The organism is Bacillus sp. ABR (assembly GCF_056172715.1).
On record NZ_JAOYSL010000001.1, the window covers coordinates 796,557 to 822,370 of the forward strand.

Sequence of the window (25,814 nt, forward strand, 5' to 3'; positions counted from 1 at the left end):
AGGCGTAATTGACATAAAAGGCCTTTCTGCTTGCGTTGCAGTTAGGTCTTTTTTACTGACCTGACGTCAGGCTAGAGTCATGACAGAAAGAAGAATAAATAACGTATGTGATGGAAACCTATAGATTCAGCAAGAAAGCAGGTGATCAGACTGTGATTCATTTACAGAATGTATCAAAAACGTATCATTCAAAAAGCGGAAATGTTGATGCCGTGAAAGACGTCAACTTGGATATTGATAAAGGTGAAATATTCGGAATTATCGGGTATAGCGGTGCAGGAAAAAGCTCGCTTATTCGCCTATTAAACGGTCTGGAGCTGCCAACAGAAGGAATTGTTGAAGTGGCAGGCAACCGGATCAATGAAGTATCGAATGCGAAACTTCGGAAAGCAAGACAAGAAATCAGCATGATCTTCCAGCACTTTAATTTACTTTGGTCAAGAACGGTGAGACAAAACATTATGTTCCCGCTTGAGATCGCAGGTGTACCGACATCGAAACGGAGAGAGCGTGCGAATGAACTGATTAAATTGGTCGGTTTAGAAGGAAAAGAAAATGCGTATCCTTCTCAGCTTAGCGGCGGGCAAAAACAGCGTGTCGGCATTGCGAGAGCATTAGCGAATGATCCAAAGGTTCTTCTATGTGACGAAGCGACATCTGCGCTAGATCCGCAAACGACCGATTCAATCCTTGAGCTTTTGGCCGATATTAATAAACGACTAGGGCTCACGATTGTGCTCATTACACACGAAATGCACGTCATTCGCAAAATTTGTCATCGCGTCGCAGTCATGGAAAATGGACGTATTGTTGAAGAAGGCGAAGTATTACGCGTCTTCAGACAGCCAAAGGAAGAAATGACGAAGCGATTTGTGAAACAGCTTGCGGAACCAGAGGAAGCGAAAGAAACAATCGAGCACGTCTTAGAACGAGTAAAAGAAGGTCAGGTCGTACGGTTGTCCTTTATTGGAGACTCTGCCGAGCAGCCGCTGATCACTGAAATCATTCGATCCTTCAATGTCGATGTGAATATCCTTCAAGGGAAGATTTCTCAAACGCAGGAAGGCGCGTTTGGAACACTCTTTATCCACATTAATGGAGAAGAGACTGAGGTAGAAAAAGCCATCGCCTATATCCAAAGCAAACAGGTTGAAATCGAGGTGATGACACATGTTTGAGAAATGGTTTCCGAACGTTGATTTAGACGTCATCTGGAGTGCAACAGGTGAAACGGTGTATATGACACTGATTTCATTGGCATTTGCCTTTGCCATTGGTATTATCCTTGGACTATTACTCTTTCTAACGAGTAAAGGCGGTCTTTGGGAAAATAAACCGATTAATGCTGTCATCGGCGCTGTCGTCAACATTTTCAGATCGATTCCTTTTATCATTTTAATTATTCTTTTACTAGGGTTCACGAAATTCTTAATGCATACGATTCTTGGTCCTAATGCAGCACTCCCTGCCCTTGTCATAGGGTCAGCTCCATTCTATGCACGTCTTGTCGAAATTGCACTGCGTGAGGTAGACAAAGGAGTCATTGAAGCAGCACGATCAATGGGAGCGAAAACGTCAACAATCATTTTCAAAGTATTGCTGCCAGAATCATTGCCAGCCCTTATTTCAGGTATTACCGTAACAGCGATTGCTCTAATTGGCTCTACTGCGATTGCAGGTGCAATTGGAGCAGGCGGACTTGGTGACCTCGCCTATGTGGAAGGGTACCAATCTGGTAATACAGATGTCACACTTGTAGCCACTGTGTTTATTCTCATCATCGTCTTTATTATTCAAATAATCGGTGATTTGATTACAAATAAAATTGATAAACGTTAAGGGAGGATTTATTCATGAAGAAATTGATTTTAAGTGCACTATTTCTAGCATTTGCAGGTATTTTAGCTGCGTGCGGTTCATCTAATAACGCAAGTGAAAGCAAAACCATTACGGTTGCCGCTTCAAAAACGCCGCATGCCGAAATTCTTGAAGAAGCAAAACCACTTCTAAAAGAAAAAGGCTACGATTTAAAAGTGAAAGTGCTTAGCGATTATAAAATGTACAACAAAGCGTTAGCTGAAAAAGAAGTGGATGCGAACTTTTTCCAACATATCCCTTACTTAAACGAAGAAAATAAATCAAACAAAGATTATAACCTAGTGAGTGCTGGTGCGGTTCACCTTGAGCCTTTCGGTATCTACTCTAAGAAATACAAATCAGTAAAAGATATTCCAAACGGCGGCACAATCATCATGACAAACAACGTAGCTGAACAAGGCCGTATGCTTGCCCTTCTGCAAAATGCTGGTGTCATCAAGCTTGATCCAAAGGTTGATACAATCAACGCAACAGTAAAGAACATTAAAGAAAACCCAAAGAACCTAAAATTCAAAAAAATCGCGCCTGAATTAACTGCGAAAGCTTATGAAAACAGTGAAGGCGATGCTGTATTTATCAACGTCAACTATGCGATCCAAAATAAATTGAATCCGAAAAAAGATTCAATCGAACTTGAGCAAACAAAGAACAATCCATATGCAAACATCGTTGCGGTTCGCAAAGGTGACGAAAAATCAGATAAGATCAAGGCATTAATGGAAGTTCTTCACTCTGATAAAATCAAAGAATTCATCGACAAAAAATATGACGGTGCAGTATTGCCTGTATCTGAATAACAACATTTCGACCTCGCTTCTTTCAAAGCGAGGTTTTTTGTGTATTTTTTCAAATCTCGCTCATAATAAAAACGTACAAATGACCTGAAGGGATGGAATCAAAATGAATGAACAGCATATGAGCGGATCCATGCAGCAATCACTGACTGATTATAAAACCGCAATGGGTGAATTCCAGAAGAAAATGCCGGTGTTTGGAAAGAAATTTAATGAATTTACGGAGCAGTGCTTTCAAAGCGATTCATTAACGCAAAAGGAAAAACAAATGATTGCCCTCGGCATCAGTATTCATGCACAGGATGAATACTGCATGATTTATCATACAAAGGGAGCGCTCGATCAAGGGGCGACAGAAGAGAATCTGCTAGAGGTTGTGAGCGTGGCGGCAGCTTTTGGCGGCGGGGCAGCACTAAGCCAAGGAATCACTGTCGTTCAGCAATGTATTGATGAATTTGGAGGACAGACGCATTAAAAGAAGGAAAACAAGGTATTTTTCCATATCAAGGAGTTGAGTACTTCTCAACCGAATGTGTGAGAAAATATGACGTCATAGAGCGTCATATCCCTTTTGAGTGAAGCCGCATACGTTTGCTACAATAAAGCTACACTCAAGGAAGGGAATGGTTTATTATTTGTTCGGACCATAGTACACTGGGATTGGATTATACCGCCGAGATGGAAAAGGCCATGCATCAAGCTCATGGCATGAGCTATGCAGAGTACGAAAGAGACCATGACTTAAGGATGAAAGTGGAATATAAACGAGAGCAGTCCTATCGAGATGAGAAAAGACAGCTCGCAAAAATGAATATAAGAGGCTAATAATAGCTGAGGGGCGGGGAGAACAGTTTCCCGCCCTTTCTTTATGAAAACAGTCTTTTCGACATAAATCCTTTTATCTACCTGCTTTTTTTGTTAGAATTTTGAGAGCATCCTCTCACGCTTATCGTGAATGTGTTGTATTCAGTTTTAATTTGTTATAAAATTAGAATGAGAATAAATTGAGAATAATGATTATTTTGGAGGTATCGATATATGACTGCTTCGACATTAACAATTAAGGACTTGCACGTTGAGATTGAAGGGAAAGAAATCTTAAAGGGTGTAAACCTCGAGATAAAAGGTGGAGAATTCCACGCAGTAATGGGACCAAACGGAACAGGTAAATCTACTTTATCTGCTGCAATTATGGGTCACCCTAAATATGAAGTAACAAAAGGCAGCATCTTGCTTGATGGCGAAGATGTTCTTGAAATGGAAGTAGATGAGCGCGCTCAAGCTGGTCTTTTCCTTGCGATGCAATACCCATCTGAAATCAGCGGTGTCACAAATGCTGACTTCCTTCGTTCTGCTATTAACGCACGCAGAGAAGAAGGCGATGAAATCTCTCTTATGAAATTCATCCGCAAAATGGACGAAAACATGGAGTTCCTTGAAATGGATCCAGATATGGCACAGCGCTACCTAAACGAAGGTTTCTCAGGCGGGGAGAAAAAACGCAACGAAATTCTTCAATTAATGATGATTGAACCAAAGATCGCCATCCTTGACGAAATCGATTCTGGTCTTGATATCGATGCCCTGAAAGTTGTTTCTAAAGGAATTAACAAAATGCGCGGCGAAAGCTTTGGCTGCTTAATGATCACTCACTATCAGCGTCTACTGAACTACATCACACCAGATCACGTTCATGTCATGATGCAAGGTCGTATCGTGAAATCTGGCGGACCAGAACTCGCACAGCGTCTAGAAGCAGAAGGCTATGACTGGATTAAAAAAGAGTTAGGAATTGAAGACGAAACTGTTGGTCAAGAAGCGTAAGCGTTAGGAGGATTATTGATGACATTAGAAACGAAATTATCAGTAGATCAAGATTATGTCAAAAGCTTCTCCGAGAAGCATCAGGAACCGGCATGGATGAGCTCCCTTCGCTTACAGGCTCTTGAAAAAGCAGAAGACCTCCCAATGCCAAAGCCTGACAAAACGAATATTTCAAAATGGAATTTAACGAATTTCAAACAGCATACAGTCGAAAGTGCACCATTTGGATCATTAGAAGAGCTTCCAGAAGAAGTGAAATCTCTTATTGATTTAGAGGACACAGATAAGACAGTTTACATTCAGCGTGATCAAACGCCGGCCTATTTGTCTCTTTCAGCTGAAGCGAAAGACAAAGGTGTGATCTTCACGGATCTTCATACAGCGATTCGTGAGCATGGAGATTTAGTGAAACAATACTTCATGACAGATGCAGTGAAAGTGGATGAGCATAAACTTACAGCTTTACACGCTGCTTTAGTCAATGGCGGAGCTTTCCTCTATGTTCCGAAAAACGTAGAGCTTGAAGCACCAATTCAAGCTGTTTATCTTCATGAAAATGACGAAACGACTTTGTTCAACCATGTCATCGTCGTAGCAGACGATCATAGTGCTGTGACATATGTAGAAAACTACATCAGTACAGCAAAACCAGAAGAAGCAATCTTCAATATCGTTTCTGAAGTATTCACAGGCGCAAACGCCCGCGTCACATACGGCGCTGTAGATAACCTTGCAGAAGGTGTCACAGTATATGTGAACAGACGCGGTATGGCAAATGGCCGTGACAGTAAAATCGAATGGGCGCTTGGCCTGATGAATGATGGAGATGTCGTGTCTGAAAACATCACAAAACTGATGGGCGACGGTACATTCGGTGATACGAAATCAGTTGTTGTCGGCCGAGGAAACCAAACTGAAAACTTCACAACAAGCATCATCCACTTCGGTAAAAACTCTGAAGGGTATATCTTGAAGCATGGTGTGATGAAGGATCAAGCATCCTCTATCTTTAACGGAATTGGCAAAATCGAGCATGGCGCAACAAAGTCAAATGCAGAGCAGGAATCACGTGTCCTCATGCTGAGTGAGAAAGCACGCGGTGACGCAAACCCAATTCTATTAATTGATGAAGATGATGTGACAGCAGGGCACGCTGCTTCTGTTGGACGTGTCGATCCAATTCAATTGTACTACCTCATGAGCCGTGGAATTTCCAAAGAAGATGCAGAAAGACTTGTGATTTACGGCTTCTTAAATCCAGTTGTGAAAGAACTGCCGATTGAAGGAGTTAAAAAGCAGCTGATTTCTGTAATTGAAAGGAAAGTAAAATAATGAATATCAAAGACGTTCGTGAGCAATTTCCAATCCTTCATCAGCAAGTGAACGGACATGATTTGGTGTATTTGGACAGTGCAGCGACTTCTCAAAAACCAAGAGTGGTCATTGATGCAATGAATGAGTATTACCGGTCTTACAACTCGAACGTCCACCGGGGTGTTCATACCCTTGGCACAAGAGCAACGGACGCATACGAGGGTGCGAGAGAGAAAGTTCGTGCATTCATCCGTGCTTCATCTGTCCAGGAGATTATTTTTACTAGAGGTACAACAACTGCACTAAACACAGTGGCGATCAGCTATGCTAGAGCCAACCTCAAAAAAGGCGATGAGATTGTCATTACGCATATGGAGCATCATGCGAATATCATCCCTTGGCAGCAAGCAGCGAAAGCAACTGGCGCCACATTGAAATACATTCCGTTACAGGAAGACGGCACGCTATCGCTTGAAGATGTGAAGCAAACGATCACACATCAAACGAAAATCGTCGCTGTCACACATGTCTCAAACGTATTAGGAACCATCAACCCGATTAAAGAGATCGCCAAAATTGCCCACGAACATGGGGCAATCATTGTCGTCGACGGTGCACAAAGCACTCCGCACATGCAAATTGATGTTCAGGATCTAGATTGTGACTTTTTCGCATTCTCTGGGCATAAAATGTGTGGACCGACTGGCATCGGTGTGCTTTACGGGAAGAAGGACCTGTTGAATAATATGGAGCCTGCTGAGTTTGGCGGTGAAATGATCGACTTTGTGGATTTGTATGATTCCACATGGAAAGAGCTGCCGTGGAAATTTGAAGCGGGAACACCGATTATTGCTGGAGCAGTTGGACTAGGAAAAGCAATTGACTTCCTAAATGACATCGGTATGGAGGAAGTCAGCCGTTACGAGCATCAGCTTGCCACTTACGCGCTTGAGCGCTTTAAGGAGCTTGAAGGTGCGACTGTTTATGGACCGCAGCACCGAGCTGGGCTTGTGACGTTTAACTTAGACGACGTCCATCCGCATGATGCGTCAACTGTTCTGGATACGGAAGGTGTCGCCATTCGTGCTGGACACCACTGTGCACAGCCGCTCATGAAATGGCTTGGTGTATCAGCGACTGCAAGAGCAAGCTTCTACCTGTATAATACAGAAGAAGAGATTGACCAACTTATTGCAGCGCTCCGTAAGACAAAGGAGTATTTTACGAATGTCTTTTAATGTAAACTTAGACACACTGTACAGACAAGTGATTATGGATCATTATAAAAATCCGAGAAACAAAGGTGTGTTAAACGACAGCATTGTCGTCGATATGAACAACCCAACGTGTGGTGACCGTATTCGTCTTACGATGAAAATCGAAGACGAAAAAGTCACTGATGCGAAATTTGAAGGAGAAGGATGCTCGATTTCGATGGCATCTGCCTCAATGATGACGCAGGCGATTAAAGGGAAAGATATTGAAACTGCTTTGAAAATGTCTCGGATTTTCTCCGATATGATGCAAGGAAAAGAATACGACGATTCCATTGATCTTGGTGACATTGAAGCGCTGCAGGGAGTGGCAAAATTCCCAGCCCGCATCAAATGTGCAACATTATCCTGGAAGGCGCTTGAAAAAGGCGCATCTGCCGAAGATAACGGCAAATCATAAGATTGGAGTGAAAATGGATGGCTAAAAAAATGCCAGATGTTGGTGAATATAAATACGGCTTTTCTGATAAAGACGTTTCCATTTTCCGTTCAGAGCGCGGACTGACAAAAGAGATCGTTGAAGAAATTTCTCGTATGAAAGAAGAGCCTCAGTGGATGCTCGACTTCCGTTTGAAATCTCTTGAGCACTTTTACAACATGCCGATGCCACAATGGGGCGGAGATTTAAATGCATTAAACTTTGATGAAATTACGTACTACGTAAAGCCATCTGAGCGCTCTGAGCGTTCTTGGGATGAAGTACCAGAAGAAATCAAACAAACCTTTGATAAGCTTGGTATCCCAGAAGCAGAGCAAAAGTATTTAGCTGGTGTATCTGCTCAGTATGAATCTGAAGTTGTGTATCACAACATGAAGCAAGACCTTGAAGATCTAGGCATTGTGTTTAAAGATACAGACAGCGCATTAAAAGAGAACGAAGACATCTTCCGTGAGCACTGGGCAAAAGTCATTCCTCCGACTGACAACAAATTTGCTGCGCTTAACTCGGCTGTATGGTCTGGTGGGTCATTTATCTACGTACCAAAAGGCGTAAAAGTAGATACTCCACTTCAAGCGTACTTCCGTATCAACTCTGAAAACATGGGTCAGTTCGAGCGTACACTGATCATCGTTGACGAAGGCGCACATGTGCATTACGTAGAAGGCTGTACGGCTCCAGTTTACACAACAAACTCACTTCACAGTGCGGTTGTTGAAATCATCGTCAAAAAAGGCGGCTACTGCCGTTATACAACGATTCAAAACTGGGCAAACAACGTCTTCAACCTTGTGACAAAACGTACGATTTGTGAAGAGAATGCAACAATGGAATGGATTGATGGAAACATCGGTTCTAAGCTGACAATGAAATACCCAGCAGTCATCCTAAAAGGTGAAGGCGCTCGTGGTATGACATTAAGTATTGCCCTTGCAGGTAAAGGTCAGCACCAAGATGCAGGTGCGAAAATGATTCACCTTGCACCAAACACATCTTCAACGATCGTATCAAAATCAATTTCGAAACAAGGCGGTAAAGTAACGTACCGCGGAATCGTTCACTTCGGACGCAAAGCAGAAGGTGCACGCTCAAACATCGAGTGTGACACACTCATCATGGATAACAAATCAACATCTGATACGATCCCTTACAATGAAATCTTAAACGACAACATTTCATTAGAGCACGAAGCGAAGGTATCGAAAGTATCAGAAGAACAGCTATTCTACTTGATGAGCCGCGGAATTTCTGAAGAAGAAGCAACAGAAATGATCGTCATGGGCTTCATCGAGCCATTCACAAAAGAACTGCCAATGGAATACGCCGTTGAAATGAACCGATTGATTAAGTTTGAAATGGAAGGTAGTATAGGTTAACCGTTGATATACCGGGGATTAAAGGTGTTTAGGCATTGTATTTATATTAAGCACCCACAAAACACCCACAAAATTTAATTAATGAACATACCGCAGATACATTTCCATTGCTTGGTCTTCAATTTTTTTGGTGACATGGAGATACGTATCTGCGGTTGTTTTTATGCTAGAATGCCCTAACCGTTCCGATACATATTTAATATTCACACCTGCTTCTAAAAGGTGTACAGCATGGCTATGTCTCAATGTATGTGGAGACAGAACGGGAAGATTAGCTCTTTTACAGACTTCTTTAAAATACTCTCTCACAACATTTGTTTTTAACCACTTACCTTCATGCTGAAAGAAGACAATGTTATTTTCAGGCTGAATATAATTGTTGTACATTAAAACGACTTCGTGTCTGTTAACTCGGTGTTTTTTCAATAACGACACTGTATGATCATCAAGTTTTATTGTTCTGTAACTAGATTGTGTTTTAGGTGTTGAAATGTAAGGTTGAGTGTTCAAGGGATATACTAGAGTTTTATCGACTGTTAACTCTCCGTTTTTTAAATTTATATCATCCCATGTTAATGCGAGAGCCTCTCCGATTCGTAAACCTGTTCTTGCAATTAAAGTGAAAAGGACGTAATACTGAATTGAATGTGTATATTTTGCATTTTTAACAGGTGTTTTGACTTGATTTAAAAATCTTTCAGTTTCTGAAAGGGTAAAGTATTTTAATGTTTTTTTCTGTTCCTTCTTTTTAGGTATTTTTATGTTTACCAACGGGTTTTCTTGAAGGATTCTAAAATCATGTACAGCTTCATTTAAAGCTGAATTCATTATACTGTGAATTCTTCTAATAGTTCCTTCACTATATTTTTCAATCAATTCATTTAACCATTTTTGATATTCATTCCGTTCAACATCTCTTAAACGGTAATGTTCCCATCTAGGTAGAATATTGATTCTAATAGTTCTTTCTTGCAAAGAGTAGGTTGTTTTTTTTACGGATGGTTTTTTATATACTTCTAACCAAACGGGAAAGTACCCCCCGACTGTTTCGTTTGTTGAATCAAAACCAACATATTCAAGATCGTGCGCTGTTTTTTCCGCAGCGATCCTAGCCTCTTTTTTTGTTTTAAAGCCCCTTTTTGATTTCTCTTTATACTTCTCTGTTCTTTTATCTTTATATCTAATTCTATATTCCCACGTACCGTTTTCATGTTGTCTGAAACTAGCCAAAATAATTCACTCCCTGCTTTTATTTTCAGATCTATTCAAGAACGTTTGTTCGCTTTTTGCTTAAAAAAATACTATGGTAATTTTGTACAAGTTCTTTCGGAATGCCATATTCCTTGAATTCACAAAAAGTAATACCCCTTTGAACGGAAGAAAACAATAAATGCATTGCGAAAAAGTTTGCTTCCAGTTCAATTTTTTCTGTTGAAAAGAAAGTGTTTTTTTTCAAGAATGGAGTATTAGAATCACTATGAAGCAAGGCGTGTCCTAGTTCGTGAGCGCAAACAAAGAAACCACTTTTTTCACTTACCTTTTCATTAATGTGAATGAATTTCGTACGAAAATGTTTGCTATAGTATCCCAGGGTGTTTCCTAAGTCTTCGTGAATAATGATAATATCTAGTTTATTGGCAATGAAAAAAGGATCAGATGACTTAAATTTGCTTTTTAATTTTGAAACAGTTTCAGTAATGTCGCCCATGATTTAAAATATCATCCCTTATCTATATTTTTTAGGAGTGTATTTTTGTTTTGCTATTTTTTTTGCTATTCTCAAAGTGTTTTCGAGACTTGCGATTAAAAGCTCTTTATCTTCTTCTTCCATATCATCAATAGTTTGACCGTCAAAGGCAGCATAACTATTTCCTTCAAGTCCGTTTATAATGTTTTGCAATTCCTTTTGTATGTCCTTCTCATCTTTTTCCGTTAAATCAACATTTCTTTTAACTTCGGTGCGTCCCAAAAGGTAATCCGTTGACACGTCAAAATAATCAGCAATTTTTTGGAGTTTATCAGCACCGGGTGTTTGAGTTTTTAACCTGTATAAAGTGTTTTTTGAATAACCAAGCGATTTTTCTAAATCATTAATAGAAATTTTTCTTTCGTTGCATAACTCTTTTACTATGTCAAAAACCGTCATATCAACCATCCTTATGAGCTAGTCAAACAAAATTAAATTTTAAGCATAAAAAAGCTTGATTAATTTATGCTTATAGTTTAATATTGGTGACATAAGCTAATTAGTTAGCTAAAAGGCAATAAAAAATATGACCTACGAAAAATACATTTTAGACGCTGGGGAGCAATGAAATGTACAATTACAGGCTTTTTAAAGTCTTATTTAGCTATGGGTATATATTAAACTATACGCATAAAAAGGTCAATAAGAATTAGCTAATTAATTAGCTTTTTATATTTTTTGGAAGGAGGCAAGATTTTAAATGCAATTTCTCACAGCCGCTAGAGTTAAGTCGGAAATGTATGTGCAAGGTATGACGCAAAAGCAGTTAGCAGAAATGTTAGGTGTGTCTGCCCCTTATATCAGTGACATCATCAACGGTAAAAAAACAGGAAGAAAAGCACAAGAACACGCTAAACACATTTGCAAAATATTAGGGATATCCGAGAGGGGTGGATGGGATTAATGATCACTTTTGAAATTGATCAAAACCTCTTAGAAGAACAGGTTTCCAAAGAGCTTTCAAAACGACTTGAAGCGATTGAACATAGGGTTATATTTTGGGACACAAAAGAATTGTGTAAGCAAACAAACATGAGTCTCAACTTCATCAAAGAAACATTTTTTTACGATTCGAGGTTTCCAAAATATCGAGTCGGCACAAAATGGCTTTTTCCTGCAAAAGAATGCGAACAGTTTTTAATAACTTGGCTGAAAGAACAATCCAGGGGATAAAGTTTCGATTGTTCCCCGAAAGTGGGGAAAGACGCAAATTAAATATTTATAAATCCGCTTTTGATAGGAGGAAATGAAAATGGACAAAAATACAAAAAATCCTTATGCACATGGTCCGGTGAAGGTATGGAAAATGACAAAAGAAGAACTCGAAGCGTATATAGAAAAGCATCCAATTATTTACCGGGAGGAATTAAAACCGTCACCAACCTTCCGTACGGGTAATTGGGGGGCTGAAAAACTGTGAGTCTACCAAAACATATCGAGTTGTTGCATACCGTCAAAGCCTGCAAAAACCAAACAATGCATATTGATGACGCAGCGACTCATCTAAAAGTACCCGATTTTGTCATTCCTATGTTAGTCAAAAAAAATGATGACTTGAGCATTCAAGGGAATCTGATTGTAGCAAAAAGAGATTCAACGGGACAAGGCATTTTCATATTACTAACATTTATTAGCATCATCATTATTGCCGGTTTTTTCGGAGAATAAGGAGTCAAGCCGCTTATGCTTTTCATCACATTAAATAGATTTATAGGAGGTACAAGCATGACAAATAAAATCGTTTGTCCAAGTTGCAAGAGTGAAACGGGATTTTTTACAAAAGAAAGGATTACGGGGTCAGCTACCGTTTATTACAATTCCAATGGAGATTTGGAAGAAGATCAAAGCGCAATGTATGATTCGATATTACATTATGGAGGTTCAAAAGCGTATTGCAGAGCTTGCGAACATTTTATAGGGCGTACTGATGCATTGTGGAGCGGCGATAGAGAAGGAAAATAAAAAACTGATCCGCTCGGGATCAGTCAATTTTCTTACTTGTACATTATAGGGTAGTTGCAAGTAAGGAAGGTACGGGAAGTGTAGGAGCTTCCCCATATTGATTCGACTTTAACACGATTAACAAAAAAATACAATAATCAAATTTTAGATAAAAAGGGGATTTTTCAAATGAAATTAATGGGTACACCTGCAACCGTTACTAAAGTAAGAGCAAAGTTACAGCATGTCGGACGTCAAGACGAAAAAGAGGCTCATTTCTATGATGCGGGCATGGTATCAGTCTTAAAATTTGTTGCTGCCAAAACAATTCATGAAACGGAAGGAACAGAGATCGAATGGTCTGATGCTACTTTACGGACGCAAGAGAACGTAGATGATTTGTACGAGAAATTAGAAGGATTGTTATCTCATGCAAACGATCTTGTAAAGCTATTGAACGACCTAGATGCCGCTCACGCAGCAAAAGCCAGTCTTGAAATTGAAGATGCTTATGTAACTGGATTTGTAGAAGGTTTCCGCTATTTGATGGGTGAAGCAGCATACAGACAAAATGTAAATTTTCTAAAGTAAGGTGATTTAAATGGTCGGTTGGATCAAGTTGCATAGGAAGATTAGAAGTAACCCAATTTTCAATGATCCGCAGTTATTAAGGTTATGGCTAATATGTCTAACAGAGGCTTCGCATACGGAACATGATCAGATAGTGGGTAGACAAAAAGTGAAGCTAAAGCCAGGTGATTTTGTGACAGGTCGTTTTGCTTTGATGGACATGTACAATACCGGTCTTAAATCTAAGGACAGGGTAAAGGGAGAAAAGACAATTTTTCGTTGGTTGGAACAGCTTCAAGAAATGGGATATTTGACAATAAAAAAGACCAACAAATTCAGCATTGTAAGCATTGATAATTGGGCTATTTATCAAGATGGGGCTTCCGAAAACGACAACAGTCTGACCATCAAAAGACCATCAAATGACCATCAAATGACCACAAACAAGAATGTAAAGAATGATAAGAATGAAAAGAAGATAAATAATTCTCGTCACAAGTACGAACCTTGTGACATGGAGAATGCCAACTTGCTTTATAAAAAAATACTTGAAAATAATCCGCAAGCTAAAAAACCGAACCTGGAAAAATGGGCGAGTGATTTTAGGTTGATTAGGCAGATCGACAAGCGGACAGATGCACAGGTGAAGTATTTGATTAACTGGACGCAAAAAGATAACTTTTGGAAATCAAATATATTGAGTCCTGCAAGCCTTAGAAAGCAATTCGATAAATTGACCGTAAGAATTAAAAGCGAAAGAGAAGCAGCAAAGAGAAAAGCGGCTGTGAATGAAAAGGAGTTTGATTTGACTGATGACTAAAGCAGAGACATTAGAGCTACTTAAACTAATCAAGACATATTATGAGCATTTTGAGTTTGATCAAACAAAGCTAGATGCATGGGCAAGAATCTTAAAGCCCGAGAATTACGAGCGGATCGAGGCGAATTTGATCGTTTATGTGAAATACAATCAGTTTCCGCCTAAAGTTGCTGATCTAATCAAAGCGAAAGAATCAAGATCAGATCGGTCCGCAGCCATACCGAACGTTGAGGAAACTCAAAACTATCTTTCTGAACTGGACAAGGCTGAACCAACCCAAGAAGAACTAGAACAGATCGAGCAGCATAAAGCAGCAATACGAAAGGTACTTGGAATAGGTGAACCGTCATGACAGGAAGCATATTTTATTTCAACGACGAAGCGGAACAACAATATCTAGGCGCAATCTTACAAGAACCGGACTTAATTAAATATTCACAGCTCAAGCCAATTCATTTCTATCGACAGCAAAACCAATCCATTTACAAAGCCTTTCAAGAGCTTGATAAAAACGGCGATCCTATTGACATTGTGTCAGTTATTGAGCATATGGGGCGAGAAAACCTAAAGGGGATCGGTGGAAGAAAATACTTAACCGAATTGATGAACGCCTCAATCACTACAGCAAAACAAGCATTCTATGAAAATCTAATTATTGATTATTGGAAAAAGCGAGAGATTGCGAAAGTTGGTGTCAAACTTAAAGAATCTTCCAACAGCGACGATACGAGTCAAACTATACAAGAGGGTATAAGCTCTCTCATGAGTTTAGAGGATGCAACAGGAACAGACGACGACGGGTCTATCAATAATGACTTAGTTGAAATCTATCAAGAGTTAGAAACGCCAAAAGGTGATGTAACTGGTATGCCTAGCGGCTTTACTGAATTGGACCGAATGACGTCGGGTTTTCAGCGACAAGAATTAATTATTATTGCTGCTCGTCCATCTGTAGGGAAAACCGCTTTTTGTTTGAATGTTGCAAAAAACTTTATGGAAAGTCCAATCAATATGAATAAGAGCGGAGTGGTTGGCATCTTCTCGCTTGAAATGGGTCGCAAGTCGTTAATTAAACGAATGCAGTCTAGCATAGGCAACATTAACGCTCAATCCATTAGAGCAAGTAATTTAAACGTTGATGAGTGGTACAGTCTTAGCAAAGTGAACGGAGTCTTAGGTAATGCAGCTTTACGAATATTTGATCAACCTGGAATGACTGTTAATGACATTTGGGCGAAGGCACGCAAGATGAAAAGGGAATTTGAAGGCAAGGATATGATGATCATTATTGACTATCTGCAATTGATCGTCGGAAATCCAGTCCACAGAGGAAATAGACAAGCGGAAATCGGAGAAATAAGCCGAATGCTCAAGCAAATGGCAAGGGAATTGGACATTGCTGTCATAGCATTGAGTCAGCTTTCAAGGGGTGTCGAGCAACGCCAGGAGAAACGCCCTATGATGTCAGACATTCGAGAGTCGGGGCAGATCGAGCAAGATGCTGATGTTATCGGTTTCCTCTATCGTGATGATTATTACGACAAAGAGTCAGAGAACAAAAACATAATTGAAGTTATCATAGCAAAGCAACGGAATGGTCCAGTAGGTACGGTATCACTGGCTTTCATCAAGGAATTTGGAAAATTCGTCAATTTGGATCATGGTCCTTCATGACGGTGAAAGATTGGTACGCAGAGGCGATAAAGCTCAATCAATACGCCTTGATATTGCTGATCGAATTCCTTGTTTACGAAAAGGCAGTGATAAAAATGACGGATCAAGAAGAAAAACTTTTCTTTTACTTACAACCGAAATTTCATTCAAGAATGAATGAGCATTTGAAGAACTATCATACAAAAATTCAATTGGAGGAATCGGGCATATGAACAATGAGAAAGAGCGATTGACAGAAGATCAAAGACAATTTTTTATTGAATGGCTAACCGTTATCGGGCGAGGGTATTCACGGGAGTTTTACGAGAAAATGAATGACCAGGAACTAGAAAAGCAATATTTGTTGAACGTTCCCCAAGAATTTTGATTAAACGAGAGCTTATAGGCTTAGGAGGAAATAAAAATGCACCCTTTAAAAATGTTAAAAATGTTTAAAATGCAAGCGGAGTTAGACAGGAAAATCATTGAAGAAAAAGGGTTAGAAGGTCAAGACCTTCTTCCCGGCCTTATCTTGGCTTTGCAGGTGGAACTAGCGGAATGCGCTAACGAGTGGCGCGGCTTTAAGTTCTGGAGCAATGACCAGCAGCCATGCACAGAAAAAAAGATACAGTGTTTCCTTTGCATGGGAACTGGCGATATAAATTACGAATGGGTCGCAGAAGATGCTGAAGGCAACGGCGGTCACGAATACATCAAATGTGATGAATGCAATGGAACGGGAACAACGGGAACAAAAAACCCACTCTTAGAAGAATACGTGGACTGCTTGCACTTTATATTGAGCATTGGAAATAGTATTGGTTATTCATCACGTATTTGTAATGTGAACTTAGTGAGTAGAATCATCAAAGAAGTGAGTGTTGAAAAAGCGTTTCTAGGTGTCTTCAAAAGCGTTGCCTTCCTATTTACGGAGATTGATGATCTTGGTATGGCTTATCACCACTATAGAAAAATCTTTAATGGATTTAACGAGCTAGGAAAAGCACTTGGTTTTACCCCTAAGGAAATAGAAGATGCGTACATGAAAAAGAACGCCGTCAATCATTTGCGGCAGCAGGAGGGGTATTGATGGATTTTGCTATCGTTAAACGACTACTAATCTTTTATATTGTGTTCGGATCGCTGTCCGCTTTAGCGATCATGCATATAAATTAAGGAGGCAATGAAAGACTTGAGATTACAAGACATTCCAAGTAAAATTATAGATATTGAGACTTTTGACACAGGAAAAGAGCCTATAGTTTTTGTTTTATCTAATGGCATATTGAAATCTGCACCGCTGCCGCCACATGGTGAAACAAAAATCGTTACACATGACAACAAAGTAACTCGTGTTAGCTTCAATGAAGGCGAGTTATTCAAGTAAATAAAACCGTTCTACCGGAAAGCCGGGGGACACTGATCATAACAGCATAAGCGCTGTGTGATTGGTGTCCCTTTTTTTATTTTCAGAAAGGAGCAACCAAAATGAAAACGTTGAGAGCTGCTTTTATAAAAGCGGGTTATAAATCTATGCCAATAAAAAGAACTGACGTTCCTACGAACAAACGTACTCGAAATCACACGCAGGAGCTTTCAGAAAAAGAAATAAGAGAGCTTATGGGTATTTACCGCCCAACATATAAAAGAGGGCGTGGCGGGGCATTTAAAAGCAAATAAAAGGGGGTGGTATTTTGAAAGATTTAATCAAGGAATATAAAGCAACGTTAAAAGAAACTAAAAGAAGTTTGGCAGCATCTACAGACGAAGGAGAAAAGAAAATTTACCGCTCAATGATCTATGACTTAGAATATGCGGTCGAGTGGATGGAAACAGAAAGAGAACCAGGGGCAAGACGTGATGTGGATCGCCGCTCATATTATCAACGTACAATACTTGCTGAAAACGGATTGCTTGACGCCTTTTCCTCAAAATATCATGTACCCCAACCCGCTCCATTTGAAGTAAATGAAAATGAACTGGATTTACTCAATTATGTCTTGTCTACGCTGACGGATAAGGAAAAAGAGATATTCATAACCGTTGTTGGTCACAATGTATCTTTCAGCAAATGCGCCGCACTTTATGGGATAGCAAAAGGATCAGTCCAAAAACATATAGAGAGGGCAAGAAAAAAGATCGCTCAAAAGGTAGCAGAATTGAGAGCGGGAGAAAGGGGATATGCTGATGTTGGGTGAACCGCCTGTAATTGATAAAAAGGAAACGAGAAAAAGAGTTGAAAGGATTCTCGACAACTACCGCTTATATCTTCTTCAAGTCCCGGACGATATGCTGCCGAAAATAACAGGAGGATTCAGCATAGTGCCGCCCGCTACTACCAACGCCTTCCGTTCGTCCACTGAAAGCACAGCTCTTAAACGTATTGAATGGGAGCAGAAACGAAATGCCTTTCTTGAGAAGGTGCAAAGAGCGGTCAATCGTCTTCCGTATAACGAGAGACAAATAATCATTAAACGTTACATGCAGCAAGAACCTGTTTTTGACTATCAAGTTTACAACGAGATCGGCATGAGTGAAAGGTCATATACTCGGTTGAAAGGAAAGACATTCCTTGATCTTGCTTACGCTCTCAATGAAGTTGTATATAAAGCACCCGTTTAGAGGTGTTTTTATTTTGGCGTTTTATTGGCGGAAAACTGGCGTGTTTTTGGCGTGATGTTGGCGCAGCATGACAGAAAAAAGGTTGTAATATTGTATTATGCGATAGATTGATAAAACGGCTTCCATTTTGGAGGTCGCTTTTTATATGGAGGGATGGCATTGGAACTCTTAAAAGAATGTGCGAAACAACGTACAAGTGCTTTTGTCGTAGGCATAAACACAAGGCATGCAAGAGCGCTATGGAAAGATTTGAAAAAGAAATTCCCACAATATAAATATACGCAATTTGTTTCAATGAATCCGGCAAAGCTAGACGGGGTAAATCCTAGCGAAACAATTTTAATTTTATTGCCGGGCTATTACCGAAATCCAATAATCAATTGCTATGAATTTCAATGGTTGAAGGAGAATGCTATTGAAGTAATTCATATCAATAGTTTGATAGAGAGAAAGCGAGGTAATTGATTTGAAGATTACCGTTCATAGAATGGAGCGGCATGAAACGAAACTATACGAACAAGGCACTTTCGTTTATGAACAAAATGTAACTATTACCGTTCAAGCTGAAGTCGTGCTTGAGAATCAAGCTTCTTTTTTAGCTGAGTTTACCTTTCCTGGCATTAAAGATATTTCCTTTTCTAAAGCTGCTGAACTTGTACAAGAGCATTTAAAACATGGCATTGCATAATTGCAGTGCTTTTTTATTTGTTGGGAACGGCTGCCTTTGGGATTTTGGTTGTGTAGTCGCAAGCGTCTTGAGGAATGGGATAGAGGCGCAAATATTAAAAGGAGTTGAATTACATGGCGTCATTAAAAGGAGTGTCGGCTAATCCGACAAAAGCCAATCATATTCTAGGAGAGGACAAGGTCGTGCGTGTGGCTGTCAAGAATGACAATGACTATATCGCAGGTCCAAACCTTATTCCGCAGCGCAAGGTTAATGGTAAGTGGGAAACGATTAAAACCAATTCCCCGAATCCACTCAACCCAGGCGAAAAGTTGTTTGATGAATTCAGTATCAAGGAATCATTTGGAAACAAAAAAGGGACATACCGATTTAAGGTGGATGCTGAACGATATGACAAGCAGGGCAACCACGTTGAAACGATTGGTACGTTCTACACTAGCGAATTTTATATTAAATAATAATCAAAGCACCGTCTTTCATGGCGGTGTTTTTCTATTTGCTGTAAAGCGTCCCTGTCTGTTTACAAAAACAATGGCGGCTAACAAACAGGGGCGGCTTAGATCAAATAAAAAGGGAGAGTGTGGACTTATGAAATCGGGCTATGTGGTCTTAACGGATTATTGCGACCCTTACCTAGAGTTTTATGAAGATTATTCAGAGGCGAAAAAAGAATTTGACCGAAGAACTAACAACAAAAATGAAAACAGCCTTAACATTCATCTTTGTCAGACGCTTGAGTCTTTTATAAGTGAAGGTAATTAGTGATGCCCTTGAAACGTTGTAACGTTCCCGCCTGCCGGGAATATATAGACTGGACCGAACGCTACTGTATGAAACACCAGGGCTATGCTGATAAGCAATACAACAAAGATGTGAGATACAACAGGGAGAACGAAGCGCATTACAAATACTATCAAAGCAGAGAATGGAAATCACTTCGAGAAGCAAAGAAGCGTGAGAGTCATTACAGATGTGCTGTGTGTGCCGCAGAAGGACGTGTAAACATGTCCAATAGGTTAGTGGTCCATCATAAGCATAAAGAGCTTAGAGAGGTATTTCATGACGATATAGAGCGCAATGATTTAAACAACCTTGAAGTGCTTTGTCAGTTTCATCATAACCAGGTGACATTTAAGAAGTGATGACATTTTCATTTTATTTATTTTGATTTAAGTCCCCCCGACAATGAACGGGGTGGGCTTTTTTGATTCCTAGAAATCGGCGTCCCCTCAACTTTAAAAAAAGTGTTGAAATGGAGTTTTGATTTTTCCCGTTTTTTGCGGTTTTTCACTCATTCATAAAATGGCTCGATCCTTTATAGGCGTTGAGATAGAGCGATTTTACTCATTTGTTTGATTGCCTAAAATTAATAGGTTGGATTTTGCTGAAAGGTGGTGGTTTTTATTGGCGAGAAGAAAACAATTGACGGACACATTAAAAGGGCAAATATCAAATGAAGAACGAGAGCAGCGGCAGCAGCATGAAGAAAAATTGAAAGGCATTTCGCCATTGAAAGAGAACCCGCCTTATTGGCTGTCAACAATGGCAAAAAACGAATGGATCAGAATTTACCCGCATATTATCGAGCTGCCTATTTCAGAACTGGATCGCACTTTGTTGGCTATGTACTGTAATAGTTACGCACAGTATCGACAGGCACTAGATGATGTGGCAGCAGAGGGACAAGTCGTTTTTGAAGTGAATAGTAAGGGGTTTGAAGTGAAAAAGAAAAACCCGTCTATTGAAATCATGATGCAAATGTCGAAAGAGATTCGAGCCATTGCAGGACAACTTGGTCTTGCGCTTGATGCCCGATTGCGTCTAGTCGGTTTAGGTGATGACAGCGAAGAAGACGATATATTTGAGGCAATGAGGCAGGATGACGACGATTAAAAATGACCCCGGTACTCTTTACGCTAAAAAAGTAGTAAACGGGGAAATTGTAGCAAGTAAAAAAGTCATCCAGGCTTGTAAAAGACATTTGCGGGATCTTGAAAAATCAAAAGACCCTAACTATTCATACGAGTACAAGCCGAAAAAAGGGGCGAAGGTTGTAAAGTTTCTTGAAATGCTGCCGGATATTTCAACGGGAAAACCTACGTCATTAGCACTCTTTCAAAAATTCATTGTCTATATGATATTTGCCTGGCGAGACAAAGAAACAGGATATAGACGTTTTACAAAAGCATATATCAGTATGGCACGTAAAGGCGGTAAATCCGTTCTTGTGGCTGGTATAGCTTTATATGAATTGCTTTTCGGTGATGCGCCTAGATACGATCGACAGATTTACACGACGGCTAATTCTCGTAAACAAGCAAAAGCGGTTTTTAACATGATTGTCATGCAACTTAAAAAGTTGCGGAAGAAATCAAAACAAATTAAGAAAATGACAAAGATCATTCAAAATGAAATCCGTTTTTTGCTAGAGGATAGCATCATCATGCCATTATCTCGTGATACAGATAACCTTGACGGCTTAAATGTCTTGATTGGCATTCTTGACGAGTTTCACACGGCTACAAATACAAAAATGATTGAGGTTTTAGAGTCATCACAAGGTCAGCAAGACCAGGGGCTTATCTTGATCATTAGTACAGCGGGTTTTAAATTAAATGGTCCTATGTATGCACAAGAATATCCGTATGTAACGGATATATTGAGCGGGAAGAAAGAGAACGAAAACTATTTTGCGGTTGTCTATGAGCAAGATGACGAAAAAGAGATAAGCGACGAAAGCACTTGGATAAAAAGTAACCCGTTGCTTGAAGTTGAAAGTATGAAAAAGAAATTGCTTAAGAATTTACGCAAAAAATTGAAAGAAGCCCAGGAAAAAGATGATTTGAACGGGACGCTAGTTAAAAACTTTAATTTGTGGCGTTCTGCTTCGTCAGATAGTTTATTGAACGGTGACGATTGGAAAGATTGCGCCGTTGAGGAGAAGCCGGATATATACGGGAAGCCTGTTTATATCGGTGTGGATTTGTCCAGGTCGGAAGATTTATCTTCACTCGGTTTTATTTATCCTTTAGAGGATGCCGAGGAAAACTTTTATGTTGATAGTCATTCGTTTGTCGGGCGTAAAGGCGGTTTAGAAAACAAGATACAGCGTGACAAAATTGACTACAAGCGGCTTGAGCAAGAAGGGTATTGCACAATAACAGACAAAGAGTCCGGCATCATTAATTTACAACAAGTGATTGATTACATGGTCGATCACATAACGAAAAATGATTTGCAAGTGAAGGGCATCTTTTATGATCCATATAACATTTCATTATTCCTCAATGAAATTGAACATTACGGATACCCTGCTATTGAAGTAAGACAAGGGGTAAGGACGTTATCAGAGCCAACGAAAAACTTTAGACTCAACGTCATGGATCAGCGTCTTCTTCATACAAACAATCCATTGCTAAACCTAGCAATAAACAACGCCATTTTGAAAAAGGTCAATGATACGGTGCAGATCGACAAGGATTTGAACCGGGAAAAAATTGACCCAATCGCTGCCGTTATGAATGCATATACAGAAGCAATGTACCATTACGAGCAAAACGTTACAGATTGGGACGCATATTACCAAAGTGAAGATTTTGGTATATAGAAGGAGGGGAAACAGTGCCAAAACAATTTAATCGTTTCATCAAGGGAGTATGGCGGTTCTTATCATTGAACCTTCATACTCTTTTGTTTTTGTTGGGGCTAATCCTTATCAATACCGCCGTTTACATGGTTGGGATGATTTTGGGGATTGCGGCTAGTGGCGTTTTGCTAGTCTTTGTTGCTATTCTTCTCAACCATGAAACAGAAAGGGGGTAGAGGAAATTGGCGTTCTTTAGATCAATCAATCAACAAAGCGCAGGACAAAGGGAATTTAATGAAATTTTGGTGGGCTTAGATGGTTTAAGCTATGTGCCAGCAACAGCAATTAAAAATAGTGATGTGTTCACAGCGGTTCACGTTTTGTCGTCAGACATAGCAGCAAGTCCCATCATGATCAGAAACAACGGAATAGAAGAAAAGGATAGTGACCTGTTTCAGCTTATCAACGAGCGCCCAAACGAATATTACTCGGGGTACTCATTCAAATATATTCTTGTTGCTAATGCGCTTTTTAATGGTCAATCGTTTGCTTATATCAAACGGGATAAAGACGGCACGCCCTGGGAGCTTATTCACATGTTAAATAGCGAAGTCTCGGTTGATCAAATAAAGGGACGGAACGATATTGTTTATCGTTATTATCCTGCTGACGGAAAAGAAGCTATTTTGAAACCGACTGACGTGCTGCATATCAAGTTTTCCTCACTGGATGGGGTAAACGGAAAGAGCCTCTTATCCTGTCTCAAGCACGAACTGGAAAGCCAGGAGGCAGGCAAAAGGCTTGTCACGGACTTTTTCAGACGTGGCACAAATTTGAGCGGCATTGTAAACCTGAAAAAAGGCATACCATCACCCGAAGCAAGAGAAAATCTCCGTAAAGAATTTGAGAAGGTCAATTCCGGCGCTAGGAATCAACAAAGAATAGCGGTCTTGAGCGAAAACGAAGAATTTAAGCAGCTTGAAATCAGTACGAAGGTTCTTGAGATCGTCAATAATTACACGCATTCAACCAAACAAATTGCGAAAGTGTTCGGGTTGCCGCCTCATAAGTTGGGGATCGAGCAAGTGAACACTTCACTAGAACAAGCGAACCTGGATTATTTGACAAATACGCTTTCAAATTACTTTGCTGCCATTACAGCGGAGTTAAATTTCAAAATGCTTTTTTACCCGGAAAGCAGGACCAAACGTTTTCAGTTTGATGCAAGACGATTTAAGGAAACAGACGCTAAAACAAAGCGGGAAAATGTCATTGCATTACTTCAAAACGGCATTTATTCGCAAAACGACGCATTAGCAGAATACGGGATTGCGCCTATTGAAAATGGAGATAGGCGCTTTATGAGTTTGAACTATGTAGATGTTGACATTATGGACGAAATCCAAAAAGCGAAGGCGAAGGGGCTTCCGATTCCTACGGTCGATAAAGGGGGTGATGATATTGGAGAAGGAGATTAGAGCCATTCAGGAAGGTTCGCTAAAGGCGACAGAAGAAACCGATAAAGGCAGGATGATCACAGGCTATGCATTGAAATTTGGTACACGCAGCCACAACCTGGGCGGCTTTATCGAAACCATTGAAAAACGAGCGCTGCAAAATGCTGATATGTCAGATGTAAGGGCGCTTATTGACCACGATCCGTCAAAGATTCTAGGAAGAACCAAAGCCGGAACATTGAAATTATCTGTGGATGACATTGGCTTGCGATTTGAATTGTCTTTGCCGAACACGCAATACGCAAACGATCTATATGAAAACTTGAGACTTGGCAACGTTTCAAATTGTTCATTCGGCTTTCACCTTGCCAAAAATGGCGACAGCTTTAAACGAGATGAAAAATCGGGGCTGCCGTTGAGGAGCTTAAACAACATTTCACGTATTACTGATGTTTCTATCGTCACTTATCCGGCTTATGAAGATACTGACGTATCAATCGCACAGCGGCATTTAAAACAGCATCAAAGCAGCCTTTTAGAAAAAGAAAAAATCAAGTTAGAGCTTGATCTAATTAAATTAAGTCTTTAGAAAGCACTCGTACATTGCGGGTGCTTATTTTATTTGGAAAAGGAGCATGTACACATGTTAAAAGAGAAAATTCTAGAATTGCGTTCAGAGATCACAAAAAAACAAACGGCTATCAATACAAAAATCAAAGAGGCGCAGAAGCGGGCCGAAGAAGATAACCTTGAAGAAGCAAAAACGATTAAAGATGAAATCACTTCTTTAAAAGCAGAGATTGAGACAATGACAGAAAAGCTAAAAGAATTAGAAGAATTGGCAGGAATGGAAACGGAAGAAATCACAGAAGGGGCACGAGGAGGAAAAACAGGCGAAGAAAGATCACTTCAATTAAGCACGCCGCAGGTTCGCTTGGATAAAGGAATTGAGGAACAGCGCCGCAGCTTTGAAACGTTCTTGCGTACTAGAGGTGAAGTCCGGGACGGTTTGACAACAGAAGGAGCAGCGGCAGTTATTCCTATCGAGGTCATTACAACACCGCAGAAAACGCCGGAAGATATTGTTGACTTAGTTGAATTTGTTAATAAAGTCAATGTGACAGCACCATCCGGTTCATATCCAGTTTTGGAAAACACAGAAACCGAACTTGTGTCAGTTGCGGAACTTGAGAAAAACCCAGAGCTAGCAAACCCAAAATTCAATAACATTGAATGGAAAGTTGAAACGTATCGTGGTCAATTGGCTATTTCTCAAGAATCAATTGATGATGCAGGCGTAGATTTGACGGCACTTGTAGCGGATCATTTGCAACAAGTAAAACGAAATACAAGAAACACAAAGATTGCAGGCGTCTTAAAGACGTTTACAGCTAAAACAGTTACAGGAACGGACGACATTAAAAAGATTTTAAATGTTGATTTAAAGCAAGCCTATGCTCGTAATGTTCTTGCTACGTCATCCGCATTTCAATTCCTAGATACGTTAAAAGACAAAAACGGTCAATACATTTTACAAAGTAACATTTCTTCACCTTCCGGCAAAGCGCTTATCGGAAATTCGATCAAAGTTGTTGATGATAAATTGCTCGGTAAAAAAGACGGTGACATGATCATGTTTATCGGTGACTTGAAACGAGCTGTCTTATTTGCGAATCGTGTAGAGGTTGTTGCGAAGTGGGTTGAAAATGCGGTTTATGGTCAAGTCCTTTCCCTTGCTATTCGTTTCGACGTAAAGCAAGCAGACAAAAACGCAGGCTTTTATGTAACAATCAAGCCGCCAGTTGAAACAGGCGCTACAGAATAGGAGTGA

40 protein-coding genes are annotated in these 25,814 nt (G+C 39.9%); 37 read left to right on the forward strand and 3 right to left on the reverse strand.

Going from position 1 to position 25,814, the window contains the following annotated elements; all coding sequences use genetic code 11:
* Positions 1-152: 152 nt before the first annotated feature.
* The 10 genes from OIT90_RS03950 to sufB all read left to right on the forward strand — a co-directional run bounded on the left by OIT90_RS03950 (position 153) and on the right by sufB (position 8,899).
* Positions 153-1,178, forward strand: a complete 1,026-nt coding sequence (locus OIT90_RS03950) for a methionine ABC transporter ATP-binding protein (protein WP_024423402.1) — start codon at positions 153-155, stop codon at positions 1,176-1,178.
* Complete coding sequence (locus tag OIT90_RS03955) at positions 1,171-1,839, forward strand: methionine ABC transporter permease (protein WP_034280845.1); 669 nt, start codon at positions 1,171-1,173, stop codon at positions 1,837-1,839. The genes OIT90_RS03950 and OIT90_RS03955 overlap by 8 nt, the downstream gene beginning before the upstream one ends.
* A gap of 14 nt (positions 1,840-1,853) precedes the next feature.
* On the forward strand, positions 1,854-2,675 hold the full coding sequence (gene metQ / locus OIT90_RS03960; protein WP_024423400.1) for a methionine ABC transporter substrate-binding lipoprotein MetQ: 822 nt from the start codon (positions 1,854-1,856) through the stop codon (positions 2,673-2,675).
* A 103-nt stretch (positions 2,676-2,778) separates the two neighbouring features.
* Complete coding sequence (locus OIT90_RS03965; protein WP_003212803.1) at positions 2,779-3,147, forward strand: carboxymuconolactone decarboxylase family protein; 369 nt, start codon at positions 2,779-2,781, stop codon at positions 3,145-3,147.
* A gap of 215 nt (positions 3,148-3,362) precedes the next feature.
* Positions 3,363-3,497 carry a YuzK family famiily protein gene (locus OIT90_RS03970; RefSeq protein ID WP_254965641.1) on the forward strand — a complete coding sequence of 45 codons (135 nt, stop codon included), beginning with the start codon at positions 3,363-3,365 and terminating at the stop codon, positions 3,495-3,497.
* A gap of 213 nt (positions 3,498-3,710) precedes the next feature.
* Complete coding sequence (gene sufC / locus OIT90_RS03975; protein WP_007500355.1) at positions 3,711-4,496, forward strand: Fe-S cluster assembly ATPase SufC; 786 nt, start codon at positions 3,711-3,713, stop codon at positions 4,494-4,496.
* A gap of 18 nt (positions 4,497-4,514) precedes the next feature.
* Entirely contained in the window at positions 4,515-5,828 is a 1,314-nt protein-coding gene (gene sufD, locus OIT90_RS03980; protein WP_024423399.1) for a Fe-S cluster assembly protein SufD, read from the forward strand.
* Positions 5,828-7,048 (forward strand): cysteine desulfurase, encoded by a 1,221-nt coding sequence (locus OIT90_RS03985; protein ID WP_327842166.1) that lies wholly within the window; start codon positions 5,828-5,830, stop codon positions 7,046-7,048. Before sufD ends, OIT90_RS03985 begins: the two co-directional genes overlap by 1 nt.
* On the forward strand, positions 7,038-7,484 hold the full coding sequence (sufU, locus tag OIT90_RS03990; RefSeq protein ID WP_039181277.1) for a Fe-S cluster assembly sulfur transfer protein SufU: 447 nt from the start codon (positions 7,038-7,040) through the stop codon (positions 7,482-7,484). The genes OIT90_RS03985 and sufU overlap by 11 nt, the downstream gene beginning before the upstream one ends.
* A 17-nt stretch (positions 7,485-7,501) precedes the next feature.
* The gene (gene sufB / locus OIT90_RS03995) at positions 7,502-8,899 is read left to right on the forward strand and encodes a Fe-S cluster assembly protein SufB (protein ID WP_017368012.1); all 1,398 of its coding nucleotides are present in this window, start codon (positions 7,502-7,504) and stop codon (positions 8,897-8,899) included.
* Positions 8,900-8,977: 78 nt separating this feature from the next.
* Here the strand turns inward: sufB and OIT90_RS04000 are convergent, their stop codons facing one another.
* Genes OIT90_RS04000 through OIT90_RS04010 form a run of 3 tightly spaced genes read right to left on the reverse strand, consistent with a single transcriptional unit; the run spans position 8,978 to position 11,045 of the window.
* Entirely contained in the window at positions 8,978-10,129 is a 1,152-nt protein-coding gene (locus OIT90_RS04000; protein ID WP_474892259.1) for a site-specific integrase, read from the reverse strand.
* A gap of 31 nt (positions 10,130-10,160) precedes the next feature.
* Entirely contained in the window at positions 10,161-10,607 is a 447-nt protein-coding gene (locus OIT90_RS04005) for an ImmA/IrrE family metallo-endopeptidase (RefSeq protein ID WP_474892260.1), read from the reverse strand.
* A gap of 18 nt (positions 10,608-10,625) precedes the next feature.
* Entirely contained in the window at positions 10,626-11,045 is a 420-nt protein-coding gene (locus tag OIT90_RS04010) for a helix-turn-helix domain-containing protein (RefSeq protein ID WP_099681833.1), read from the reverse strand.
* Between the two features lie 301 nt (positions 11,046-11,346).
* Here OIT90_RS04010 and OIT90_RS04015 point away from each other — a divergent pair, with 301 nt between their 5' ends.
* The 27 genes from OIT90_RS04015 (at position 11,347) to OIT90_RS04145 (ending at position 25,808) form a co-directional block, all read left to right on the forward strand.
* A complete protein-coding gene (locus OIT90_RS04015; protein ID WP_034317533.1) occupies positions 11,347-11,550 on the forward strand; it encodes a helix-turn-helix domain-containing protein in 204 nt (67 codons plus the stop codon).
* On the forward strand, positions 11,550-11,819 hold the full coding sequence (locus tag OIT90_RS04020; protein WP_474892325.1) for a group-specific protein: 270 nt from the start codon (positions 11,550-11,552) through the stop codon (positions 11,817-11,819). The genes OIT90_RS04015 and OIT90_RS04020 overlap by 1 nt, the downstream gene beginning before the upstream one ends.
* Positions 11,820-11,898: 79 nt before the next feature.
* The gene (locus OIT90_RS04025; RefSeq protein ID WP_243173007.1) at positions 11,899-12,066 is read left to right on the forward strand and encodes a hypothetical protein; all 168 of its coding nucleotides are present in this window, start codon (positions 11,899-11,901) and stop codon (positions 12,064-12,066) included.
* Positions 12,063-12,314 (forward strand): hypothetical protein, encoded by a 252-nt coding sequence (locus tag OIT90_RS04030; RefSeq protein ID WP_106032419.1) that lies wholly within the window; start codon positions 12,063-12,065, stop codon positions 12,312-12,314. Before OIT90_RS04025 ends, OIT90_RS04030 begins: the two co-directional genes overlap by 4 nt.
* A 57-nt stretch (positions 12,315-12,371) precedes the next feature.
* Positions 12,372-12,608: a hypothetical protein gene (locus tag OIT90_RS04035; protein WP_172881595.1), complete on the forward strand. Its 237-nt coding sequence runs from the start codon at positions 12,372-12,374 to the stop codon at positions 12,606-12,608.
* 168 nt (positions 12,609-12,776) lie between these two features.
* A complete protein-coding gene (locus OIT90_RS04040; RefSeq protein ID WP_474892261.1) occupies positions 12,777-13,178 on the forward strand; it encodes a DUF6809 family protein in 402 nt (133 codons plus the stop codon).
* Positions 13,179-13,188: 10 nt separating this feature from the next.
* On the forward strand, positions 13,189-13,977 hold the full coding sequence (locus tag OIT90_RS04045; protein WP_474892262.1) for a Replication protein O: 789 nt from the start codon (positions 13,189-13,191) through the stop codon (positions 13,975-13,977).
* On the forward strand, positions 13,970-14,329 hold the full coding sequence (locus OIT90_RS04050; RefSeq protein WP_474892263.1) for a hypothetical protein: 360 nt from the start codon (positions 13,970-13,972) through the stop codon (positions 14,327-14,329). The genes OIT90_RS04045 and OIT90_RS04050 overlap by 8 nt, the downstream gene beginning before the upstream one ends.
* The gene (gene dnaB, locus OIT90_RS04055; RefSeq protein WP_474892264.1) at positions 14,326-15,651 is read left to right on the forward strand and encodes a replicative DNA helicase; all 1,326 of its coding nucleotides are present in this window, start codon (positions 14,326-14,328) and stop codon (positions 15,649-15,651) included. The genes OIT90_RS04050 and dnaB overlap by 4 nt, the downstream gene beginning before the upstream one ends.
* Complete coding sequence (locus OIT90_RS04060) at positions 15,648-15,863, forward strand: hypothetical protein (protein ID WP_474892265.1); 216 nt, start codon at positions 15,648-15,650, stop codon at positions 15,861-15,863. Before dnaB ends, OIT90_RS04060 begins: the two co-directional genes overlap by 4 nt.
* Positions 15,860-16,018, forward strand: coding sequence for a BH0509 family protein (locus tag OIT90_RS04065; RefSeq protein ID WP_474892266.1), 159 nt, complete (start codon positions 15,860-15,862; stop codon positions 16,016-16,018). The genes OIT90_RS04060 and OIT90_RS04065 overlap by 4 nt, the downstream gene beginning before the upstream one ends.
* Positions 16,019-16,054: 36 nt before the next feature.
* Complete coding sequence (locus OIT90_RS04070) at positions 16,055-16,720, forward strand: dUTP diphosphatase (RefSeq protein ID WP_474892267.1); 666 nt, start codon at positions 16,055-16,057, stop codon at positions 16,718-16,720.
* Between the two features lie 93 nt (positions 16,721-16,813).
* Positions 16,814-17,017: an XtrA/YqaO family protein gene (locus OIT90_RS04075; protein ID WP_425286585.1), complete on the forward strand. Its 204-nt coding sequence runs from the start codon at positions 16,814-16,816 to the stop codon at positions 17,015-17,017.
* Positions 17,018-17,118: 101 nt separating this feature from the next.
* Positions 17,119-17,310 (forward strand): hypothetical protein, encoded by a 192-nt coding sequence (locus tag OIT90_RS04080; protein WP_474892268.1) that lies wholly within the window; start codon positions 17,119-17,121, stop codon positions 17,308-17,310.
* A 14-nt stretch (positions 17,311-17,324) separates the two neighbouring features.
* Positions 17,325-17,828: a sigma factor-like helix-turn-helix DNA-binding protein gene (locus OIT90_RS04085; RefSeq protein WP_474892269.1), complete on the forward strand. Its 504-nt coding sequence runs from the start codon at positions 17,325-17,327 to the stop codon at positions 17,826-17,828.
* Positions 17,818-18,252, forward strand: a complete 435-nt coding sequence (locus OIT90_RS04090) for an ArpU family phage packaging/lysis transcriptional regulator (protein ID WP_474892326.1) — start codon at positions 17,818-17,820, stop codon at positions 18,250-18,252. The genes OIT90_RS04085 and OIT90_RS04090 overlap by 11 nt, the downstream gene beginning before the upstream one ends.
* Before the next feature lie 153 nt (positions 18,253-18,405).
* On the forward strand, positions 18,406-18,717 hold the full coding sequence (locus tag OIT90_RS04095; RefSeq protein WP_474892270.1) for a hypothetical protein: 312 nt from the start codon (positions 18,406-18,408) through the stop codon (positions 18,715-18,717).
* 1 nt (position 18,718) lies between these two features.
* Positions 18,719-18,940, forward strand: a complete 222-nt coding sequence (locus tag OIT90_RS04100; RefSeq protein WP_474892271.1) for a hypothetical protein — start codon at positions 18,719-18,721, stop codon at positions 18,938-18,940.
* Between the two features lie 113 nt (positions 18,941-19,053).
* Positions 19,054-19,398, forward strand: a complete 345-nt coding sequence (locus tag OIT90_RS04105) for a hypothetical protein (RefSeq protein ID WP_061418874.1) — start codon at positions 19,054-19,056, stop codon at positions 19,396-19,398.
* Positions 19,352-19,702: a hypothetical protein gene (locus OIT90_RS04110; protein ID WP_282833787.1), complete on the forward strand. Its 351-nt coding sequence runs from the start codon at positions 19,352-19,354 to the stop codon at positions 19,700-19,702. Before OIT90_RS04105 ends, OIT90_RS04110 begins: the two co-directional genes overlap by 47 nt.
* A 2-nt stretch (positions 19,703-19,704) precedes the next feature.
* Entirely contained in the window at positions 19,705-20,082 is a 378-nt protein-coding gene (locus OIT90_RS04115; RefSeq protein WP_269195426.1) for an HNH endonuclease, read from the forward strand.
* A 262-nt stretch (positions 20,083-20,344) separates the two neighbouring features.
* Positions 20,345-20,833, forward strand: a complete 489-nt coding sequence (locus OIT90_RS04120) for a phage terminase small subunit P27 family (RefSeq protein ID WP_076840365.1) — start codon at positions 20,345-20,347, stop codon at positions 20,831-20,833.
* Positions 20,820-22,547 carry a terminase large subunit gene (locus tag OIT90_RS04125; RefSeq protein ID WP_474892272.1) on the forward strand — a complete coding sequence of 576 codons (1,728 nt, stop codon included), beginning with the start codon at positions 20,820-20,822 and terminating at the stop codon, positions 22,545-22,547. Before OIT90_RS04120 ends, OIT90_RS04125 begins: the two co-directional genes overlap by 14 nt.
* Before the next feature lie 14 nt (positions 22,548-22,561).
* Complete coding sequence (locus tag OIT90_RS04130) at positions 22,562-22,762, forward strand: hypothetical protein (RefSeq protein ID WP_172881279.1); 201 nt, start codon at positions 22,562-22,564, stop codon at positions 22,760-22,762.
* 6 nt (positions 22,763-22,768) lie between these two features.
* Positions 22,769-24,004 (forward strand): phage portal protein, encoded by a 1,236-nt coding sequence (locus OIT90_RS04135; RefSeq protein ID WP_280149904.1) that lies wholly within the window; start codon positions 22,769-22,771, stop codon positions 24,002-24,004.
* On the forward strand, positions 23,982-24,572 hold the full coding sequence (locus OIT90_RS04140; RefSeq protein ID WP_282833793.1) for an HK97 family phage prohead protease: 591 nt from the start codon (positions 23,982-23,984) through the stop codon (positions 24,570-24,572). Before OIT90_RS04135 ends, OIT90_RS04140 begins: the two co-directional genes overlap by 23 nt.
* Positions 24,573-24,626: 54 nt before the next feature.
* On the forward strand, positions 24,627-25,808 hold the full coding sequence (locus OIT90_RS04145) for a phage major capsid protein (protein ID WP_282833794.1): 1,182 nt from the start codon (positions 24,627-24,629) through the stop codon (positions 25,806-25,808).
* Positions 25,809-25,814 lie beyond the last annotated feature (6 nt).

Coding starts and splice junctions, on each gene's coding strand:
- OIT90_RS04035 (WP_172881595.1), top strand. CDS start 12,372: ATGACAAATAAAATCGTTTGTCCAAGTTGCAAGAGTGAAACGGGATTT.
- OIT90_RS04040 (WP_474892261.1), top strand. CDS start 12,777: ATGAAATTAATGGGTACACCTGCAACCGTTACTAAAGTAAGAGCAAAG.
- OIT90_RS04010 (WP_099681833.1), bottom strand. CDS start 11,045: ATGACGGTTTTTGACATAGTAAAAGAGTTATGCAACGAAAGAAAAATT.
- OIT90_RS04015 (WP_034317533.1), top strand. CDS start 11,347: ATGCAATTTCTCACAGCCGCTAGAGTTAAGTCGGAAATGTATGTGCAA.
- OIT90_RS04095 (WP_474892270.1), top strand. CDS start 18,406: ATGGCATTGGAACTCTTAAAAGAATGTGCGAAACAACGTACAAGTGCT.
- OIT90_RS04065 (WP_474892266.1), top strand. CDS start 15,860: ATGAACAATGAGAAAGAGCGATTGACAGAAGATCAAAGACAATTTTTT.
- OIT90_RS03985 (WP_327842166.1), top strand. CDS start 5,828: ATGAATATCAAAGACGTTCGTGAGCAATTTCCAATCCTTCATCAGCAA.
- OIT90_RS04090 (WP_474892326.1), top strand. CDS start 17,818: ATGTTGGGTGAACCGCCTGTAATTGATAAAAAGGAAACGAGAAAAAGA.
- OIT90_RS03970 (WP_254965641.1), top strand. CDS start 3,363: ATGCATCAAGCTCATGGCATGAGCTATGCAGAGTACGAAAGAGACCAT.
- sufC (WP_007500355.1), top strand. CDS start 3,711: ATGACTGCTTCGACATTAACAATTAAGGACTTGCACGTTGAGATTGAA.
- OIT90_RS04115 (WP_269195426.1), top strand. CDS start 19,705: ATGCCCTTGAAACGTTGTAACGTTCCCGCCTGCCGGGAATATATAGAC.
- OIT90_RS03955 (WP_034280845.1), top strand. CDS start 1,171: ATGTTTGAGAAATGGTTTCCGAACGTTGATTTAGACGTCATCTGGAGT.
- OIT90_RS03965 (WP_003212803.1), top strand. CDS start 2,779: ATGAATGAACAGCATATGAGCGGATCCATGCAGCAATCACTGACTGAT.
- OIT90_RS04125 (WP_474892272.1), top strand. CDS start 20,820: ATGACGACGATTAAAAATGACCCCGGTACTCTTTACGCTAAAAAAGTA.
- OIT90_RS04050 (WP_474892263.1), top strand. CDS start 13,970: ATGACTAAAGCAGAGACATTAGAGCTACTTAAACTAATCAAGACATAT.
- metQ (WP_024423400.1), top strand. CDS start 1,854: ATGAAGAAATTGATTTTAAGTGCACTATTTCTAGCATTTGCAGGTATT.
- OIT90_RS04080 (WP_474892268.1), top strand. CDS start 17,119: ATGAAAACGTTGAGAGCTGCTTTTATAAAAGCGGGTTATAAATCTATG.
- sufD (WP_024423399.1), top strand. CDS start 4,515: ATGACATTAGAAACGAAATTATCAGTAGATCAAGATTATGTCAAAAGC.
- OIT90_RS04070 (WP_474892267.1), top strand. CDS start 16,055: ATGCACCCTTTAAAAATGTTAAAAATGTTTAAAATGCAAGCGGAGTTA.
- OIT90_RS04005 (WP_474892260.1), bottom strand. CDS start 10,607: ATGGGCGACATTACTGAAACTGTTTCAAAATTAAAAAGCAAATTTAAG.
- OIT90_RS04025 (WP_243173007.1), top strand. CDS start 11,899: ATGGACAAAAATACAAAAAATCCTTATGCACATGGTCCGGTGAAGGTA.
- OIT90_RS04060 (WP_474892265.1), top strand. CDS start 15,648: ATGACGGTGAAAGATTGGTACGCAGAGGCGATAAAGCTCAATCAATAC.
- sufB (WP_017368012.1), top strand. CDS start 7,502: ATGGCTAAAAAAATGCCAGATGTTGGTGAATATAAATACGGCTTTTCT.
- OIT90_RS04140 (WP_282833793.1), top strand. CDS start 23,982: ATGATATTGGAGAAGGAGATTAGAGCCATTCAGGAAGGTTCGCTAAAG.
- dnaB (WP_474892264.1), top strand. CDS start 14,326: ATGACAGGAAGCATATTTTATTTCAACGACGAAGCGGAACAACAATAT.
- OIT90_RS04145 (WP_282833794.1), top strand. CDS start 24,627: ATGTTAAAAGAGAAAATTCTAGAATTGCGTTCAGAGATCACAAAAAAA.
- OIT90_RS04020 (WP_474892325.1), top strand. CDS start 11,550: ATGATCACTTTTGAAATTGATCAAAACCTCTTAGAAGAACAGGTTTCC.
- OIT90_RS04045 (WP_474892262.1), top strand. CDS start 13,189: ATGGTCGGTTGGATCAAGTTGCATAGGAAGATTAGAAGTAACCCAATT.
- OIT90_RS04075 (WP_425286585.1), top strand. CDS start 16,814: ATGAAAGACTTGAGATTACAAGACATTCCAAGTAAAATTATAGATATT.
- OIT90_RS04105 (WP_061418874.1), top strand. CDS start 19,054: ATGGCGTCATTAAAAGGAGTGTCGGCTAATCCGACAAAAGCCAATCAT.
- sufU (WP_039181277.1), top strand. CDS start 7,038: ATGTCTTTTAATGTAAACTTAGACACACTGTACAGACAAGTGATTATG.